General features: G+C 71.9%; 17 protein-coding genes. 11 read left to right on the forward strand and 6 right to left on the reverse strand.

Annotated features, from left to right (window positions below; translation table 11 throughout):
- Positions 1–636 carry a TIGR03085 family metal-binding protein gene (locus tag IE325_RS15600; protein WP_190070498.1) on the reverse strand — a complete coding sequence of 212 codons (636 nt, stop codon included), beginning with the start codon at positions 634–636 and terminating at the stop codon, positions 1–3.
- A 74-nt stretch (positions 637–710) separates the two neighbouring features.
- On the opposite strand from IE325_RS15600, the gene hisI reads away from it, so the two are divergent.
- From hisI to lgt, 11 genes are all read left to right on the forward strand, one after another.
- Entirely contained in the window at positions 711–1,121 is a 411-nt protein-coding gene (gene hisI, locus IE325_RS15605) for a phosphoribosyl-AMP cyclohydrolase (RefSeq protein ID WP_190070499.1), read from the forward strand.
- Between the two features lie 11 nt (positions 1,122–1,132).
- Positions 1,133–2,617, forward strand: a complete 1,485-nt coding sequence (locus IE325_RS15610) for an anthranilate synthase component I (protein ID WP_190070500.1) — start codon at positions 1,133–1,135, stop codon at positions 2,615–2,617.
- An 81-nt stretch (positions 2,618–2,698) separates the two neighbouring features.
- A complete protein-coding gene (locus tag IE325_RS15615) occupies positions 2,699–3,340 on the forward strand; it encodes a TIGR02234 family membrane protein (protein WP_190070501.1) in 642 nt (213 codons plus the stop codon).
- Between the two features lie 112 nt (positions 3,341–3,452).
- Positions 3,453–3,704, forward strand: coding sequence for an HGxxPAAW family protein (locus IE325_RS15620; protein ID WP_190070502.1), 252 nt, complete (start codon positions 3,453–3,455; stop codon positions 3,702–3,704).
- Positions 3,705–3,782: 78 nt separating this feature from the next.
- Positions 3,783–4,223 carry a DUF2752 domain-containing protein gene (locus IE325_RS15625; protein ID WP_190070503.1) on the forward strand — a complete coding sequence of 147 codons (441 nt, stop codon included), beginning with the start codon at positions 3,783–3,785 and terminating at the stop codon, positions 4,221–4,223.
- Positions 4,224–4,405: 182 nt separating this feature from the next.
- Positions 4,406–5,215 (forward strand): indole-3-glycerol phosphate synthase TrpC, encoded by an 810-nt coding sequence (gene trpC / locus IE325_RS15630; RefSeq protein ID WP_190070504.1) that lies wholly within the window; start codon positions 4,406–4,408, stop codon positions 5,213–5,215.
- Positions 5,216–5,237: 22 nt separating this feature from the next.
- Positions 5,238–5,405, forward strand: a complete 168-nt coding sequence (gene trpM / locus IE325_RS47045; protein WP_373315169.1) for a tryptophan biosynthesis modulator TrpM — start codon at positions 5,238–5,240, stop codon at positions 5,403–5,405.
- A 137-nt stretch (positions 5,406–5,542) separates the two neighbouring features.
- Entirely contained in the window at positions 5,543–6,826 is a 1,284-nt protein-coding gene (trpB, locus tag IE325_RS15635) for a tryptophan synthase subunit beta (protein ID WP_190070505.1), read from the forward strand.
- Positions 6,823–7,641 (forward strand): tryptophan synthase subunit alpha, encoded by an 819-nt coding sequence (trpA, locus tag IE325_RS15640; protein ID WP_190070506.1) that lies wholly within the window; start codon positions 6,823–6,825, stop codon positions 7,639–7,641. The genes trpB and trpA overlap by 4 nt, the downstream gene beginning before the upstream one ends.
- Positions 7,642–7,728: 87 nt before the next feature.
- Entirely contained in the window at positions 7,729–8,502 is a 774-nt protein-coding gene (locus IE325_RS15645; protein WP_190070507.1) for a DsbA family protein, read from the forward strand.
- A gap of 75 nt (positions 8,503–8,577) precedes the next feature.
- Positions 8,578–9,522, forward strand: a complete 945-nt coding sequence (gene lgt, locus IE325_RS15650; RefSeq protein WP_190070508.1) for a prolipoprotein diacylglyceryl transferase — start codon at positions 8,578–8,580, stop codon at positions 9,520–9,522.
- Positions 9,523–9,585: 63 nt separating this feature from the next.
- Here the strand turns inward: lgt and IE325_RS15655 are convergent, their stop codons facing one another.
- From IE325_RS15655 to IE325_RS15675, 5 genes are read right to left on the reverse strand one after another with little or no spacing between them, the layout of a single operon-like run.
- On the reverse strand, positions 9,586–10,422 hold the full coding sequence (locus tag IE325_RS15655; RefSeq protein ID WP_190070509.1) for an HpcH/HpaI aldolase/citrate lyase family protein: 837 nt from the start codon (positions 10,420–10,422) through the stop codon (positions 9,586–9,588).
- Complete coding sequence (locus tag IE325_RS15660) at positions 10,419–11,612, reverse strand: CaiB/BaiF CoA transferase family protein (protein ID WP_190070510.1); 1,194 nt, start codon at positions 11,610–11,612, stop codon at positions 10,419–10,421. Before IE325_RS15660 ends, IE325_RS15655 begins: the two co-directional genes overlap by 4 nt.
- Positions 11,609–12,502: a ribokinase gene (rbsK, locus tag IE325_RS15665; RefSeq protein ID WP_190070511.1), complete on the reverse strand. Its 894-nt coding sequence runs from the start codon at positions 12,500–12,502 to the stop codon at positions 11,609–11,611. Before rbsK ends, IE325_RS15660 begins: the two co-directional genes overlap by 4 nt.
- Positions 12,499–13,890, reverse strand: a complete 1,392-nt coding sequence (locus IE325_RS15670; RefSeq protein ID WP_190070512.1) for an ADP-ribosylglycohydrolase family protein — start codon at positions 13,888–13,890, stop codon at positions 12,499–12,501. The genes rbsK and IE325_RS15670 overlap by 4 nt, the downstream gene beginning before the upstream one ends.
- Positions 13,878–15,053, reverse strand: a complete 1,176-nt coding sequence (locus tag IE325_RS15675) for an ADP-ribosylglycohydrolase family protein (RefSeq protein ID WP_190070513.1) — start codon at positions 15,051–15,053, stop codon at positions 13,878–13,880. The genes IE325_RS15670 and IE325_RS15675 overlap by 13 nt, the downstream gene beginning before the upstream one ends.

The following is a 15,053-nucleotide window of genomic DNA, read 5'->3' on the forward strand; positions in this document are numbered from 1 at the left end:
TCAGATCCCCAGCTGCTTGCCCTCGTGCAGCTTGGCGATGGCGTCCTCGTCGCCGTCCAGCTCGACCTTGGCGGCGCTCTGCCGGCCGTAGGCGAACAGCAGCAGCTCCGACGGCTCGCCCGTCGCCGTGACGACCGGTGTGCCCTTGTGGGCCACCGCCGTCTGGCCGTCGGGGCGGCGCAGCACCAGGCCCGTGGGGGCGCTGCGGCCCATCAGCCGGGCGGAGCGCTCCAGGCGGGACCACAGGGCGTCCTGGAACACCGGGTCGAGTTCGCGGGGCGTCCAGTCCGGCTGGGCGCGGCGGACGTCCTCGGTGTGGACGTAGAACTCGATCGTGTTCGACGCCTCGTCGATCTGCTTGAGCTGGAAGGGCGAGAAACGCGGCGGGCCGGTGCGGATGAGCTGGATCAGCTCCTCGTACGGCTTCGCCGCGAACTCCTCCATCGCCTTGTCCAGACGCGGCCCCAGCTGCTTGATCAGGATGCCGGCCGCGGCGTCCGGGCGGCGCTCGCGCACCACCACGTGCGCGGCCAGATCACGGGTCGTCCAGCCCTCGCAGAGGGTGGGGGCCTCGGGGCCCTCGGCCTCCAAGAGGTCGGCCAGAAGAAGTCGTTCACGCTTGGCGAAGGTCGACATGCAGCCAGCGTACGACCGCCCGTCAGGTCCGCCCAGTGGACGGTCACGGAGGGTTGTCAGTGGCAGGCGGCACAATGGCAGGCATGACCACGAGTACGCCCCGTCAGCCCAGCGAGCTGGACCCCGAGATCGCCGCGCGCCTCAAGCGCGGCGCGGACGGGCTCCTGCCCGCCATCGCCCAGCAGTACGACACCGGAGAGGTGCTGATGCTCGGCTGGATGGACGACGAGGCGCTGCACCGCACCCTCACCACCGGCCGCTGCACCTACTGGTCGCGCAGCCGCCGGGAGTACTGGGTCAAGGGCGACACCTCCGGTCACTTCCAGTGGGTGAAGTCGGTCGCCTTGGACTGCGACGCCGACACCCTGCTCGTCAAGGTCGACCAGGTGGCCGCCGCCTGCCACACCGGCGCGCGGACCTGTTTCGACGCCGATGTGCTGCTCAAGGACGCCGTCGATGCCTGCGTACCCGGCTCGGATCAGTAGGGTCGGCCGCCATGGATCTCGAGACGTTCCGCAAGCTGGCCACCGACCGCCGCGTCATCCCGGTCACTCGCAAGCTCCTCGCCGACGGTGACACCCCGGTCGCCCTCTACCGCAAGCTCGCCGCCGAGCGCCCCGGGACGTTCCTGCTGGAATCGGCGGAGAACGGCCGCTCCTGGTCCCGCTACTCCTTCGTGGGTGTCCGGTCCGCCGGGACACTCACCGAGCGCGACGGACAGGCCCACTGGCTCGGCGCCCCGCCCGTCGGCGTCCCCGTCGACGGCGACCCGCTCGCCGCCCTGCGTGCCACCATCGAGGCCCTGCACACGCCCCACCAGGAGGGCCTGCCGCCCTTCACCGGCGGCATGGTCGGCTACCTCGGCTACGACATCGTGCGCCGCCTGGAGAAGATCGGCCCCGGCGAGCGGGACGGCAGTAATCCGACAAGCGTGCCCGAGCTGACCATGCTGCTCACCAGCGACCTCGCCGTCATGGACCACTGGGAGGGCTCGGTCCTGCTGATCGCCAACGCGATCAACCACAATGACCTCGACACCGGCATTGACGAGGCCTACGCCGACGCGGTGGCCCGCCTCGACGCCATGGAGGCCGACCTCTCCCGCGCGGTCGCCCAGCCCCCGGCCGTGCTGCCGCCCTCGGAGCTCCCCGAGTACACCGCCCTGTGGGGCGGCGAGGACTTCCAGGAGGCCGTCGAGGACATCAAGGAGCGCATCCGGGCCGGGGAAGCCTTCCAGGTCGTGCCTTCCCAGCGCTTCGAAACGCCGTGCACGGCAAGCGCGTTGGACGTGTACCGGGTGCTGCGGGCCACCAACCCGTCCCCGTACATGTATCTGTTCCGCTTCGACGGCTTCGACGTGGTCGGCTCGTCCCCCGAGGCCCTGGTGAAGGTCGAGGACGGCCGGGCCATGGTCCACCCCATCGCCGGCACCCGGTGGCGCGGGGCCACCCCGCAGGAGGACCAGGCCCTCGCCGACGAGCTGCTCGCCGACCCCAAGGAGCGCGCCGAGCATCTGATGCTGGTCGACCTGGGGCGCAACGACCTGGGCAGGGTCTGCGAACCGGGCTCCGTCGAGGTCGTCGACTTCATGTCCGTCGAGCGCTACTCCCATGTGATGCACATCGTCTCGACGGTCACCGGACGCGTGGCACCCGGCCGCACCGCCTTCGACGTCCTGACGGCCTGCTTCCCGGCCGGCACCCTCTCCGGCGCCCCGAAGCCCCGCGCGATGCAGATCATCGACGAACTCGAACCGTCCAGGCGCGGGCTCTACGGCGGCTGCGTCGGCTACCTCGACTTCGCGGGCGACTCCGACACGGCCATCGCCATCCGTACCGCCCTGCTGCGGGGCGGCACGGCTTACGTCCAGGCCGGCGCCGGCATCGTCGCCGACTCGGACCCGGTCGCCGAGGACACCGAATGCCGGAACAAGGCGGCGGCGGTCCTGCGGGCGGTACACACGGCGAACCGGCTCAACTGAGCCGGGGACACGGCCGTATGCGACCCGGCCGACCCCTCCATCCGAACCCCGGGTGACCGATCGTCCGGGGTTCGGGTGATAGTGGAGTACGTGACTGCTGTACCGCACCCCCGTTCCGAGGCCCCCGGTTCCGCCCGGGCCGGCCGTATGAGTCTCGCCCTCGCCCTGCTGTGCGGGGCCCTCGGCGCGGCCGTGGCGCTGCTCGCGACCCGGCAGCGCTGGTCGGAGGGCACCGTGACGGTGGCGGGCGGCCCGTTCCCCCTGACCGCCAAGGGCAGCGACGTCACCGGCGTCCCCGCCGCCCTGGCCATAGTGGGACTCGCCGCGCTCGTCGCCGTCTTCGCCGTCCGCCGCGCGGGCCGCTTCATGGTCGCCGGCCTGCTCGCGCTCTCCGGCGCCGGCACCGTCGCCGCCGCCCTCCTCGGCGCCTCCGACAGCGCCGCGCTCGACGAGAAGGCCGCCCAGGCCTCCGGCGACACCGCGGCCACCGTCGACGCCCTTACCCACACCGCCTGGCCGTATGTCGCGGTCGCCGGCGGCGCCCTGATCCTGCTCGCGGGACTCCTGGCGCTGCGCTACGGCCGCCAGTGGCCCGGCATGTCCGGCCGCTACGAGCGCGGCGGCGCACCCCGCCCGCGCCGCCAGGCCCGGCCCACCGACCCCGACCGGCCCGAGGAACTCTGGAAGGCCCTCGACCGGGGCGAGGACCCCACGGGAGCCTGAGCCGGGGCCACGCCGTGACCCCCGATCACCGCACGCGCACGCGTGCGGGACAATGACAGCGAGCGACCGGCTCACCCACGTACGACACGTACACAGCAACGAGGAGCAAGCAATGGCGGGCAGCAGCCACGGTCACACCCCGGCCGCCTGGACCGGTGTCATGATCGCCTTCATCGGTTTCTGCGTCTCGGGCGCCTTCATGGTGATGGCCCAGCCCGCGGGCTTCTGGGCCGGCCTGGGCGTCGTGGTCCTCGGCGGCATCATCGGCTGGATCATGAGCCAGATGGGCATGGGCCAGCCCAAGGACGCCCACAAGGCGCTGCTCACGACCCAGGAGCGCGAGACCGCGAGCGTCGAGGGCTGACAGCCGTACGACTTCGCTGAGGGGCGACCCGGCACCGATGGGTGCCAGGGGGCGCCCCTCACGCGTGTGCGGGGCACAATGCATGACGTGAACGCCGAGAGCCAGAGGGTGACACGCACCGGCACCGTGTGGGGGCGGCTGGCCGTCCCGGCGGGCCTGCTGGCGGCCGTGGCGGGCGCCTTCGCCTACGTCGGCACGGTGGACCCGAACGAACCCGGCCACTACCCCGCCTGCCCGCTCCTGCAGTACACCGGCATCTACTGCCCCGGCTGCGGGGGCCTGCGCAGCGCGCACGCCGTCGTCCACGGCGACTTCGCGGCCGCCCTCCAGGACAACGCGCTCGCCGTCGCCGGCTATGTACTCTTCGCCGTGGTGTGGACCGTCTGGGTGGTCCGCACGCTGCGCGGACGCCCGCTGAGGATCGAACCGGGTCCGGTGCAGCTGTGGTCCGGCGTCACGTTGCTGCTGGTCTTCACGGTTGTCCGGAACCTGCCGTTCGGTGGCTGGCTCCATCCTTGATCAACTTGTGTACGTCCAGTATGGGGGCACCTCCCGCCCGAGCCATGCGAAGCTGGTTCGAGGGTGGGGGAGGGACCGGCGTCAACCGGATGCGGGGCTTACGCCCACCTCCGGATACCATCGCAGTGACCACCGGTTTCGTACCGCTTTCACAGCCCACCGTCTGGAAGGGGGCCGCTCGCGTGAGTGTGCTCGACGAGATCATCGACGGAGTCCGTGCCGACCTCGCGGAGCGGCAGGCGCGCGTCAGCCTCGACGAGCTCAAGGAGCGCGCGGCGAAGGCTCCCGCGGCCAAGGACGGCGTGGCCGCCCTCCGGGGCGACGGCGTCAAGGTCATCTGTGAGGTCAAGCGCTCCAGCCCCTCCAAGGGCGCGCTGGCCGCGATCGCCGACCCGGCGGGGCTCGCCGCGGACTACGAGGCGGGCGGCGCGGCCGTCATCTCCGTCCTCACCGAACAGCGCCGCTTCGGCGGCTCCCTCGCCGACCTGGAGGCCGTCCGCGCCCGCGTGGACATCCCGGTCCTGCGCAAGGACTTCATCGTCACCTCGTACCAGCTCTGGGAGGCCCGCGCGTACGGCGCCGACCTGGCCCTGCTGATCGTGGCGGCGCTGGACCAGCCCGCCCTGGAGTCGCTGATCGAGCGCGCGGTGTCCATCGGCCTGACCCCCCTCGTGGAGGTCCACGACGAGGACGAGGTCGAGCGCGCGGTCGACGCCGGAGCCAAGGTCATCGGCATCAACGCCCGCAACCTCAAGACCCTCGAGGTCGACCGCGGCACCTTCGAGCGCGTCGCCCCCGAGATCCCCGACAGCATCGTCAAGGTCGCCGAGTCCGGCGTCCGCGGCCCCCACGACCTCATCGCCTACGCCAACGCGGGCGCCGACGCGGTCCTGGTGGGCGAGTCCCTGGTGACGGGGAAGGACCCCAAGTCCGCGGTCTCCGACCTGGTGGCAGCGGGCGAACACCCGGCTCTTCGGCACGGCCGAGGCTGATCACCCGCTAGGCTGACCAACGATGACTCTCACGGTGACGACCACGGACAGGTACGCCCGCCTCGCGCGCGGCTGCCGCCCCCGTGGCTGCCGCGCGCCCGCACGCAGGGTGCACGGCCGCCGGGTTCGTTACGTCATCGGTGACGAGCCTGGGCAGGTAAACGGCCGCCGATGGCAGCGCGCCCTTTAGGGGCGCGGGGCTGTATTTGATTTGCGGCTACCGCCGCGCGGGCGCGATCAGCCACTGACGGCCTGCAGCCAACAGACAACCCCGCCCCCACGGCGATTAGTGTCATTCTTCGCACGCACTCACCGTGAGGTACACGCATGCCCAGCGACTTCTTCATCCCCGACCCGCAGGGTCAAGTCCCCACCCCCGAAGGCTACTTCGGCGCGTTCGGCGGCAAGTTCATCCCGGAGGCCCTCGTCGCCGCCGTGGACGAGGTGGCCGTCGAGTACGACAAGGCCAAGCACGACCCCGAGTTCGCCAAGGAACTGGACGACCTCCTGGTCAACTACACCGGCCGCCCCAGCTCCCTCACCGAGGTCCCCCGTTTCGCCGAACACGCCGGTGGCGCCCGGATGTTCCTCAAGCGCGAGGACCTCAACCACACCGGCTCGCACAAGATCAACAACGTGCTCGGCCAGGCCCTGCTCACCAAGCGCATGGGCAAGACCCGGGTGATCGCCGAGACCGGCGCCGGTCAGCACGGCGTCGCGACGGCCACCGCCTGCGCCCTGTTCGGCCTCGACTGCACGATCTACATGGGCGAGATCGACACCCAGCGCCAGGCCCTCAACGTGGCCCGGATGCGCATGCTGGGCGCCGAGGTCATCGCCGTGAAGTCGGGCAGCCGCACCCTGAAGGACGCCATCAACGAGGCGTTCCGCGACTGGGTCGCCAACGTCGACCACACCCACTACCTCTTCGGTACGGTCGCGGGACCGCACCCCTTCCCCGCCATGGTCCGCGACTTCCACCGCGTGATCGGCGTCGAGACCCGCCGCCAGCTCCTGGAGCGCGCGGGACGCCTTCCCGACGCCGCGATCGCCTGTGTCGGCGGCGGCTCCAACGCCATCGGCCTCTTCCACGCCTTCATCCCCGACACGGACGTACGCCTCATCGGCTGCGAACCGGCGGGGCACGGCGTCGAGACCGGCGAGCACGCGGCGACGCTGACCGCCGGCGAGCCCGGCATCCTGCACGGCTCCCGTTCCTACGTCCTCCAGGACGACGAGGGCCAGATCACCGAGCCGTACTCGATCTCGGCCGGTCTGGACTACCCCGGCATCGGCCCGGAGCACTCCTACCTCAAGGACTCCGGTCGCGGCGAGTACCGCGCGGTCACCGACGACGCGGCGATGCAGGCCCTGCGTCTGCTGTCGCGCACCGAGGGCATCATCCCGGCGATCGAGAGCGCCCACGCGCTGGCCGGAGCCCTGGAGGTCGGCCGGGAACTCGGCAAGGACGGCCTGATCGTCGTCAACCTGTCCGGGCGCGGTGACAAGGACATGGACACGGCGGCCCGGTACTTCGGGCTGTACGACACCGACGCCGAGGTCGCGGCCAACGCCGCCGACATCGCCGAGATCGAGGGGGACGCCAAGTGAGCGGGAACATTCAGCTGCTGTCCAATACCCTCGCCGCCGCCAAGGCCGAGGGGCGTTCCGCGCTCATCGCCTACCTCCCGGCCGGGTTCCCGACCGTGGACGGCGGTATCGAGGCGATCAAGGCCGCGCTCGACGGCGGCGCGGACGTCGTGGAGGTCGGGCTGCCGCACAGTGACCCCGTCCTCGACGGCCCGGTCATCCAGACCGCCGACGACATCGCCCTGCGCGGCGGCGTCAAGATCGCGGACGTGATGCGCACGGTCAAGGAGGCCCACGAGGCCACCGGCAAGCCGATCCTCGTCATGACGTACTGGAACCCCATCGACCGCTACGGCGTCGAGCGCTTCACCGCCGAGCTGGCGGAGGCGGGCGGCGCGGGCTGCATCCTGCCCGACCTGCCCGTCCAGGAGTCGGCGCTGTGGAGGGAGCACGCCGAGAAGCACGGCCTCGCGACGGTCTTCGTCGTGGCGCCGAGCAGCAAGGACGAGCGGCTCGGGAAGATCACCGCGGCCGGCAGCGGCTTCGTCTACGCAGCCTCGCTGATGGGCGTCACCGGCACCCGCGCGTCCGTGGGCGCGCAGGCGCAGGACCTGGTGGAGCGCACCCGGGCCACCGGCACCGACCTGCCCGTCTGTGTCGGCCTCGGTGTCTCCAACGCCGACCAGGCCGCCGAGGTGGCCGGCTTCGCCGACGGCGTGATCGTCGGCTCGGCCTTCGTCAAGCGGATGCTGGACGCGCCGGACGACGCGGCCGGCGTCGAGGCCGTGCGCGCGCTCGCCGGTGAGCTGGCGAAGGGCGTCCGCGGACAGGCGTAACCAGGCGGGATTTCATACAGGTCCCTCTTAAGGGTGGACCTGGGGCCGGGGAGGCGCGCTGCGCCTCCCCGGTTCGTTCTGCGGGGTGTGAGCGAAAAGAATCGTGACGGAAAGCGGACCGCCCGTGAGCGGCTGGCGGTCGAGCGGGAGAAGCAGAAGGCCGCCGACAAGCGGCGCCGCGCGCTGATCGTGGGCGCGAGCGTCGTCTGCGTCCTCGGACTCGCGGCGGTGGTCGGAGTCGTCGCGGCCAACGCCGGCAAGGACGACAGCAGCGACGCCGGGCCGGTCGTCGGGCCCTCGGGGGCGCAGGGCAAGGACGGTCTCGCGATTCCGGTGGGCGAGCAGGGCGCCAAGTCGACGCTCACCGTCTGGGAGGACTTCCGCTGCCCGGCCTGCAAATCCTTCGAGGACGCCTACCGCCCGACGATCCATGAGCTGACGGACTCCGGCAAGCTCAAGGTCGAGTACCACCTGGCCACGATCATCGACGGCAACATGGGCGGCACCGGCTCGCGCAACGCGGCCAATGCCGCGGCCTGCGCCCAGGACGCCGGGAAGTTCCCGCAGTACCACGACGTGCTGTACCAGAACCAGCCGCAGGAGGTCGACGACGCCTTCGCCAAGAACAGCAAGCTCTTCGAGCTCGCGGCCAAGGTCAAGGGCCTGGACACCCCCGCCTTCCGCAAGTGCGTCGAGAACGGCACGCACAACAGCTGGGTGGAGAAGTCCAACGACGCTTTCAAGGCGGGCGGCTTCAGCGGTACACCCACGGTCCTGCTGAACGGCAAGAACATCTACCAGGACCAGACGATGACCCCGGCCAAGCTGAAGCAGATGGTCGAGGAGAACGCCAAGGCGTGAGGCGCCGCCTGTTATGGACCCGTAGCCGGGCCGCCCGACATCGGTGCCGCCCGGCAGGGTAGCGTCGACCTTGCCATGGAACTTGCCTACATTCCCAGCCCGTCGCGCGGGGTCATCAACCTCGGACCGATTCCGCTGCGCGGCTACGCCTTCTGCATCATCATCGGTGTCTTCGTAGCCGTCTGGCTCGGCAACAAACGCTGGATCGCCCGGGGCGGACGGTCCGGCACGGTGGCCGACATCGCGGTCTGGGCCGTCCCGTTCGGACTGGTCGGCGGGCGCCTCTACCACGTGATCACGGACTACGAGCTGTACTTCAGCGAGGGCCGTGACTGGGTGGACGCCTTCAAGATCTGGGAGGGCGGCCTCGGCATCTGGGGCGCGATCGCGCTGGGCGCCGTGGGTGCCTGGATCGGCTGCCGCCGCCGTGGCATCCCGCTGCCGGCCTACGCCGACGCCATCGCTCCCGGAATCGCCCTCGCGCAGGCGATCGGCCGCTGGGGCAACTGGTTCAACCAGGAGCTGTACGGCCGGGCGACCGATCTCCCGTGGGCCCTGAAGATCACGTCCTCCGCGGACGGACGCGTCCCGGGCACCTACCACCCGACGTTCCTGTACGAGTCGCTGTGGTGCATCGGTGTCGCGGTGCTGGTGATCTGGGCCGACCGCCGCTTCAAGCTCGGGCACGGGCGGGCGTTCGCGCTGTACGTCGCCGCGTACTGCGTCGGCCGGTTCTGGGTCGAGTACATGCGCGTCGACGACGCCCACCACATCCTCGGTCTGCGGCTGAACAACTGGACGGCGCTGATCGTCTTCCTGCTCGCGGTGATCTACATCGTGGTGTCGGCGAAGAAGCGGCCCGGACGGGAAGCCGTCGTGGAGCCCGGCGCGGATGCGAGTGCCTCCGGCGGTGAGGCCGACGGCGAGAAGGCCGAGGCGGCTGAGGTGGACTCCTCCGACTCCGACGAGGAGAGCAAGAAAGAAGCGAGCGACGAGGCCGAGTCGGCGAAAAAGAGCTGAGGCTGCGTAGTACGGCGATGAGGGCGCTCGGAATTCTCCGGGCGCCCTCGTTCTGTGCACCGGTCAGCGTCGCCGGGCCAGCGCCAGGGTCCGGTGGGCCGCCGTCACCACCGCCGCGTCGATGAAGGTGCCGTCCTGGAGGGCCTGGGCGCCCTGGTCAGTGGTGGCCGCCTTGATGACCGTCTCCGCCTGTTCCAGTTCCTCCTCCGTGGGGAGGTAGGCCCGTTCGATCACCGGGAGCTGGCGGGGGTGGATGGCGGCCCGGCCCAGGAAGCCCAGGGTGCGGCCGTGGGCGCAGGAGGCCGCCAGGCCCTCAAGGTCGCGGATGTCGGGGTGGATCGACTGGGACGGCGGGGGCAGACCCGCCGCCCGTGCGGCCACGACGACACGGGAGCGGGACCAGTCGAGGCCCGCGTCGCCCCGTACGCCCAGGTCGGTCCGCAGGTCCGCTTCGCCGAGGGAGATGCCGTGGAGTGCGGGGTGGGCGGTGGCGATCGCGTGGGCGTGCTCGATGCCCAGGGCCGATTCCAGCAGGGCGTGCAACGGGGTCGTGCCCGGTGCGGTGGCCGGGGTGGTCTGGGCGAGGTGGATGATCTGCTCGGCGGATGTCACCTTCGGCAGACGGAGGCCGGACAGGCCGGGGAGTGCGGCGAGGGTCGCGAGGTCCTTGGCCGCATCTGGGGTGCCCGGGGCGTTCACCCGGACCTGGACGGGGACGGGGTGCTCGGCATCGGAGAGCAGGTCGGCCGTGGCCGCCCTGGCGTAGTCCTTGCGGTCGGGGGCCACCGCGTCCTCGAGGTCGACGATGACGATGTCGGCGCCCGAGACCAGCGCCTTGGCCACCACACGCGGGCGGTCACCGGGGGCGTACAGCCAGGTCAGAGGGTATGGGGCGGTCACAGGGTCCCTTCCTCGCGCAGGGCCGTCAGCTCGGCGGGGGTCAGGCCCAGGCCGGTGAGGATCTCGTCGGTGTCCGCGCCGTGCGGGCGGCCCGTCCAGCGGATCGTGCCGGGGGTGGCCGAGAGGCGGAAGAGGACGTTCTGCATACGGACCGGGCCGAGTTCCGGGTCGTCGACGGTGGTGATGGTGTCGAGGGCCGCGTACTGGGGGTCGGTCATCACATCCCGTACGTCCTGGATGGGGGCCACCGCCGCCTCCGCCTTCTCGAAGGCGGCGAGGACGTCGGCGCGGGTGTGGCGGGCGATCCAGTCGCCGACCGCCCGGTCGAGGACGTCGGCGTGGCGGGCCCGGTCGGCGCCGGTCGCGAACCATGGTTCGTCGATCACTTCCGGGCGTCCCACCAGGTGCATCACCCGCTCGGCGATGGACTGGGCGGAGGTGGAGACGGCGACCCAGGTGCCGTCCGCGGTGCGGTAGGTGTTGCGCGGGGCGTTGTTGGCGGAGCGGTTGCCGGTGCGCTGCTGGACGTAGCCGAGCTGGTCGTACCAGGTGGGCTGGGGGCCGAGGGCCAGCAGCATCGGTTCGATGAGGGCCATGTCGACGACCTGCCCCTCGCCGGTGCGCTCGCGGGCGGCGAGGGCCGTCATCACCGCGTACGACGTCGCCAGGGCCGCGATCGAGTCGGCCAGGCCGAACGGCGGGAGCGTCGGGGGCGCGTCCGGTTCGCCGGTGATCGCCGCGAAGCCGCTCATCGCCTCGGCGAGGGTGCCGAAGCCGGGGCGGTGGGCGTAGGGGCCGAACTGGCCGAAGCCGGTGACGCGGGTGAGGACCAGGCGGGGGTTGGCGGCGGAGAGTTCGGGCCAGCCGAGATCCCATTTCTCCAGGGTGCCGGGGCGGAAGTTCTCGATGACGACGTCCGCGGTCGCGGCCAGGCGCAGCAGGGTGGCGCGGCCGCCCGGCTTGGAGAGGTTCAGGGTGATCGTGCGCTTGTTGCGGCCGAGCACCTTCCACCACAGGCCCACGCCGTCCTTCGAGGGGCCGTGGCCGCGGGAGGGGTCGGGTTTCGTGGGGTGCTCGACCTTGATGACCTCCGCGCCGAAGTCGCCGAGCATCGTCGCGGCCAGCGGACCGGCGAAGAGGGTGGCCAGGTCGAGGACGCGCAGGCCGGTCAGGGGTGCCTGTTCGGTCATTTCGCGTACCGTTCCTCGATCTCGGGGCGGTACGGCATCGCGATCGTCGCGCCCTCTCGCTGGACCGACAGCGCGGCCGCCGCGGCCGCCCAGGCCAGCGCGTCCGGCATCGGGCGGCCCTCGCCGAGCGCCACCGCGAGGGCGCCGACGAAGGTGTCACCGGCTCCGGTGGAGTCGATGGCGGTGACCTTCGGGGCGGGGACGGTCAGGGGTTCGGCGCCGCGGGTGACGTACAGGCTGCCCGAGGCGCCCAGGGTGACGACCACCTCGGGCACCCGGTCGAGCAGTGCGGTGGCCGCCTCGCGGGGGTCGGTGCGGCCGGTGAGGGTGGTGGCCTCGTGCTCGTTGGGGACCAACAGGTCGATGGCGGCGAGGAGTTCGTCCGGCAGCGGTCGGGCGGGGGACGGGGTGAGGATCGTACGGACGTCGTGGCGGCGGGCGGCCAGGGCGCCGGCGAGGACCGCGGCGAGCGGGATCTCCAGCTGGAGCAGCAGGGTGTCGGCGTCGGCGATGACGCCCTCGTCGCCGGGGCTGAGGTGGTCCAGGGTGCCGTTCGCGCCGGGGATCACGACGATCGCGTTGCCGCCCTCGTCGTCCACGACGATGTGCGCGGTGCCGGAGGGGCCCTCGACCGTGCGGAGGTCGTCGGTGTCGACGCCGGAGTGTTCGAGGGTGGAGCGGAGGTGGGTGCCGTAGGCGTCGTTGCCGACGGCGCCGATCATCAGGACGTCGCCGCCCGCGCGGGCCGCCGCGATGGCCTGGTTGGCGCCCTTGCCGCCGGGGATCGTACGGAACTCCCGGCCCGTCACGGTCTCGCCGCGCTGCGGGGCCTTCTCGACATAGGTGACTAGATCCATGTTCGTGCTGCCGAGCACGACGATGCCGGTCATGGGTGGCGGGCCTCCGAGGGGGTGAGCCGGTGGGTGAGGTGGGCCAGGGCGTCGAAGCCGGTGCCGTCGAAGTCGGCGACGGAGGTGGCGAGGCGGTTCTTGAGGGGGGCCGTCCAGTGGTCGGGGATCGCGGAGGGGGAGCCGGCGAGGAGGGCGGCGACGCTGCCCGCGGTCGCGCCGTTGGAGTCGGTGTCCCAGCCGCCCGACACGGCACGGCGGACGGAGCCGGTGAAGTCGCCGTTCGCGTGGGTGAGGGCGGCGGCGATCAGAGCGGTGTTGGGGATGGCGTGGACCCAGTGGTGGGTGGGCGCGTGGGTGGCGTGGAGTTCGTCGACGACCTTGTCGAAGTCCGGGGTGGATTCGGCCAGTTGGATGGCGTGGCGTACGGCCTGGGCGAGTCGGGCGCCGGGGGGAATCACCGTGAGGCCGGTGCGGAGGCAGGTGTGGATGTCGTGGGTGCCGGTCGCCGCGGTGGCGATGGTGGCGGCCGTGAACATCGCCGCGTAGACGCCGTTCGCGGTGTGGGTGAGGGTGGCGTCGCGGTGGGCCTGCTCGGCCGCGGCGGCCGGGTCGCCGGGGTTGGTCCAGCCGTGGACGTCCGCGCGGATCAGGGCGCCGATCCATTCGCGGAAGGGGTTGCGGTGGCGGGCCGTGTGCGGGGGTTCGATGCCGGTGAGGAGGTTGCGGTACGCGACGCGCTCGGCGGTGAAGGTGCGGCCGGCCGGGAGTTCGTCCAGCCAGAGGCGGGCCACGTCGGCGGTGGTGAAGTCGCTGCCGTGGCGGCTGAGCAGGAGGAGGTTGAGGAGGGGGTAGTTGAGGTCGTCGTCCTCGGGCATGCCGTCGATGTTCTCGGCGAGGGAGGTGTGCGCCGAGCGGCGGTTCCAGGGGTGGGCCGCGAGGAGCTCCGGGGGGACCCCGCGGGCGGTGAAGTAGGTGCTCAGGGGCCAGTTGCCGGTGGATCTGGCCAGTTGGCGGATGGCTTCCAGGGGGAGCTTCTCCACCGGTTTGCCGAGCAGGCAGCCGACGGCCCGGCCCAGCCAGGCGGCCTCGTAGCGGGCCAGGGTCGCGACGCCTGCCGTGGCCGGGGCGCCTGCCGCGGTCGGGGCGGGCCAGGAGGGGCAGTTGGCCCTGATCCTCGTGAGATCGGTGGGTTCGAGGTCCGACAGCCTGCTCGGCAGGTCCGCCAGTTCGTCCAGAAGGTCCTCGGCCAGGGTGCGCAGATACCTCGACGCCGGTTCGGGGGACGCCCCCGCGCGCAGCGGTGCCTGACCGCCGCCCGCCGCGCTCCAACGCGCCGCGATCGCCGACGGCTCACGTCCGTCCAGGGCCGCCTGCCGTAGCTCATGGCCGATCAGGTCCTCCGGCTGGACCCAGGTCAGTCGGAGCATTCTCGGCCCCCCAGTGCGGCGAACGCCGCCTCGTGCGCCCGGCGTCGGCGTACGTCCCGGGCGTGGATCTCCCTGGTGACCTCGGTCAGTGTGCGGGACGGTGCCCACAGGTCCAGCCGGCTGGCCTCCGCGACCGTCTTCGACCAGTCCTCGGGCACCGGTGAGCCGAGGGCGCCGGCCAGGGCGCCGGCCATCGTCGCGATGGAGTCGCAGTCGCGGCCGTAGTTCACCGCGCCCAGGACCGCCCGGCGGAAGTCGCCGTCCGCGATCAGCAGCATGGCCAGGGCGACGGGGAGTTCCTCGATGGCGTGCAGCCGGGAGGGGCGGCGGGCACCGAGGGAGGGGCGGCGGTAGTCGGGGCCCACGGTGTCGTACGGGGCGATCGCCGCCCGCAGTGGGGCGAGGGCCGACTCGAAGTCCGTGTGGGCGCCCGCCACTTCGCAGGTCTTCTCGATCGCCTCCCTCGTCCCGTCCCTCGCCAGGGACAGACAGGCCGCGACGACCGAGTCCGGTGTGGCGCCCGGGGCGCAGGCCGCCGCCACGGCCGCCGCGAAGACACCCGCCGCCTCACGGCCGTACGACGACTGATGCGCGCCCGCGATGTCCAGCGCCTCGGCGTAGGCGGTGGATGGATCGGCCGCGTTGACCAGGCCGACCGGGGCCATGTACATCGCCGCACCGCAGTTGACGATGTTGCCGACGCCGGCCTCCCGTGGGTCGACGTGGCCGTAGTGGAGGCGGGCCACCAGCCATTTCTCCGCGAGGAAGACGCGGTGCAGGGGGAGGGCCTCCGCCTCCAGTTCCGGGATCCAGCGCGGGTTCGTCATCAGGTCCGGGACCAGGTGGTCGGCGATCGCGTACGCGTCCAGGTGGTCGCGGACCTGGGCGTAGACGCGGATCAGCGCATGCGTCAGCAACGTGTCGTCGGTGACGTGCCCGTCGCCCTTGTGGTACGGCGCGATGGGGCGGGCCGTACGCCAGGCGTCGCCGTTCCAGGGGCCGACGATGCCGTGGATACGGCCGCCGTGGCGCTGCAGGATCTGGTCGGGGGAGTAGCCCTCCACCGGGCCGCCGAGGGCGTCGCCGACCGCCGCTCCGACCAGGGCGCCGGTGATCCGCTCATCGAGACGCGGACCACCGCTCTGTTGTGCTTTGGGCGTCAT

Source organism: Streptomyces lanatus (assembly GCF_014655715.1).
GTDB lineage: Bacteria > Actinomycetota > Actinomycetes > Streptomycetales > Streptomycetaceae > Streptomyces > Streptomyces lanatus.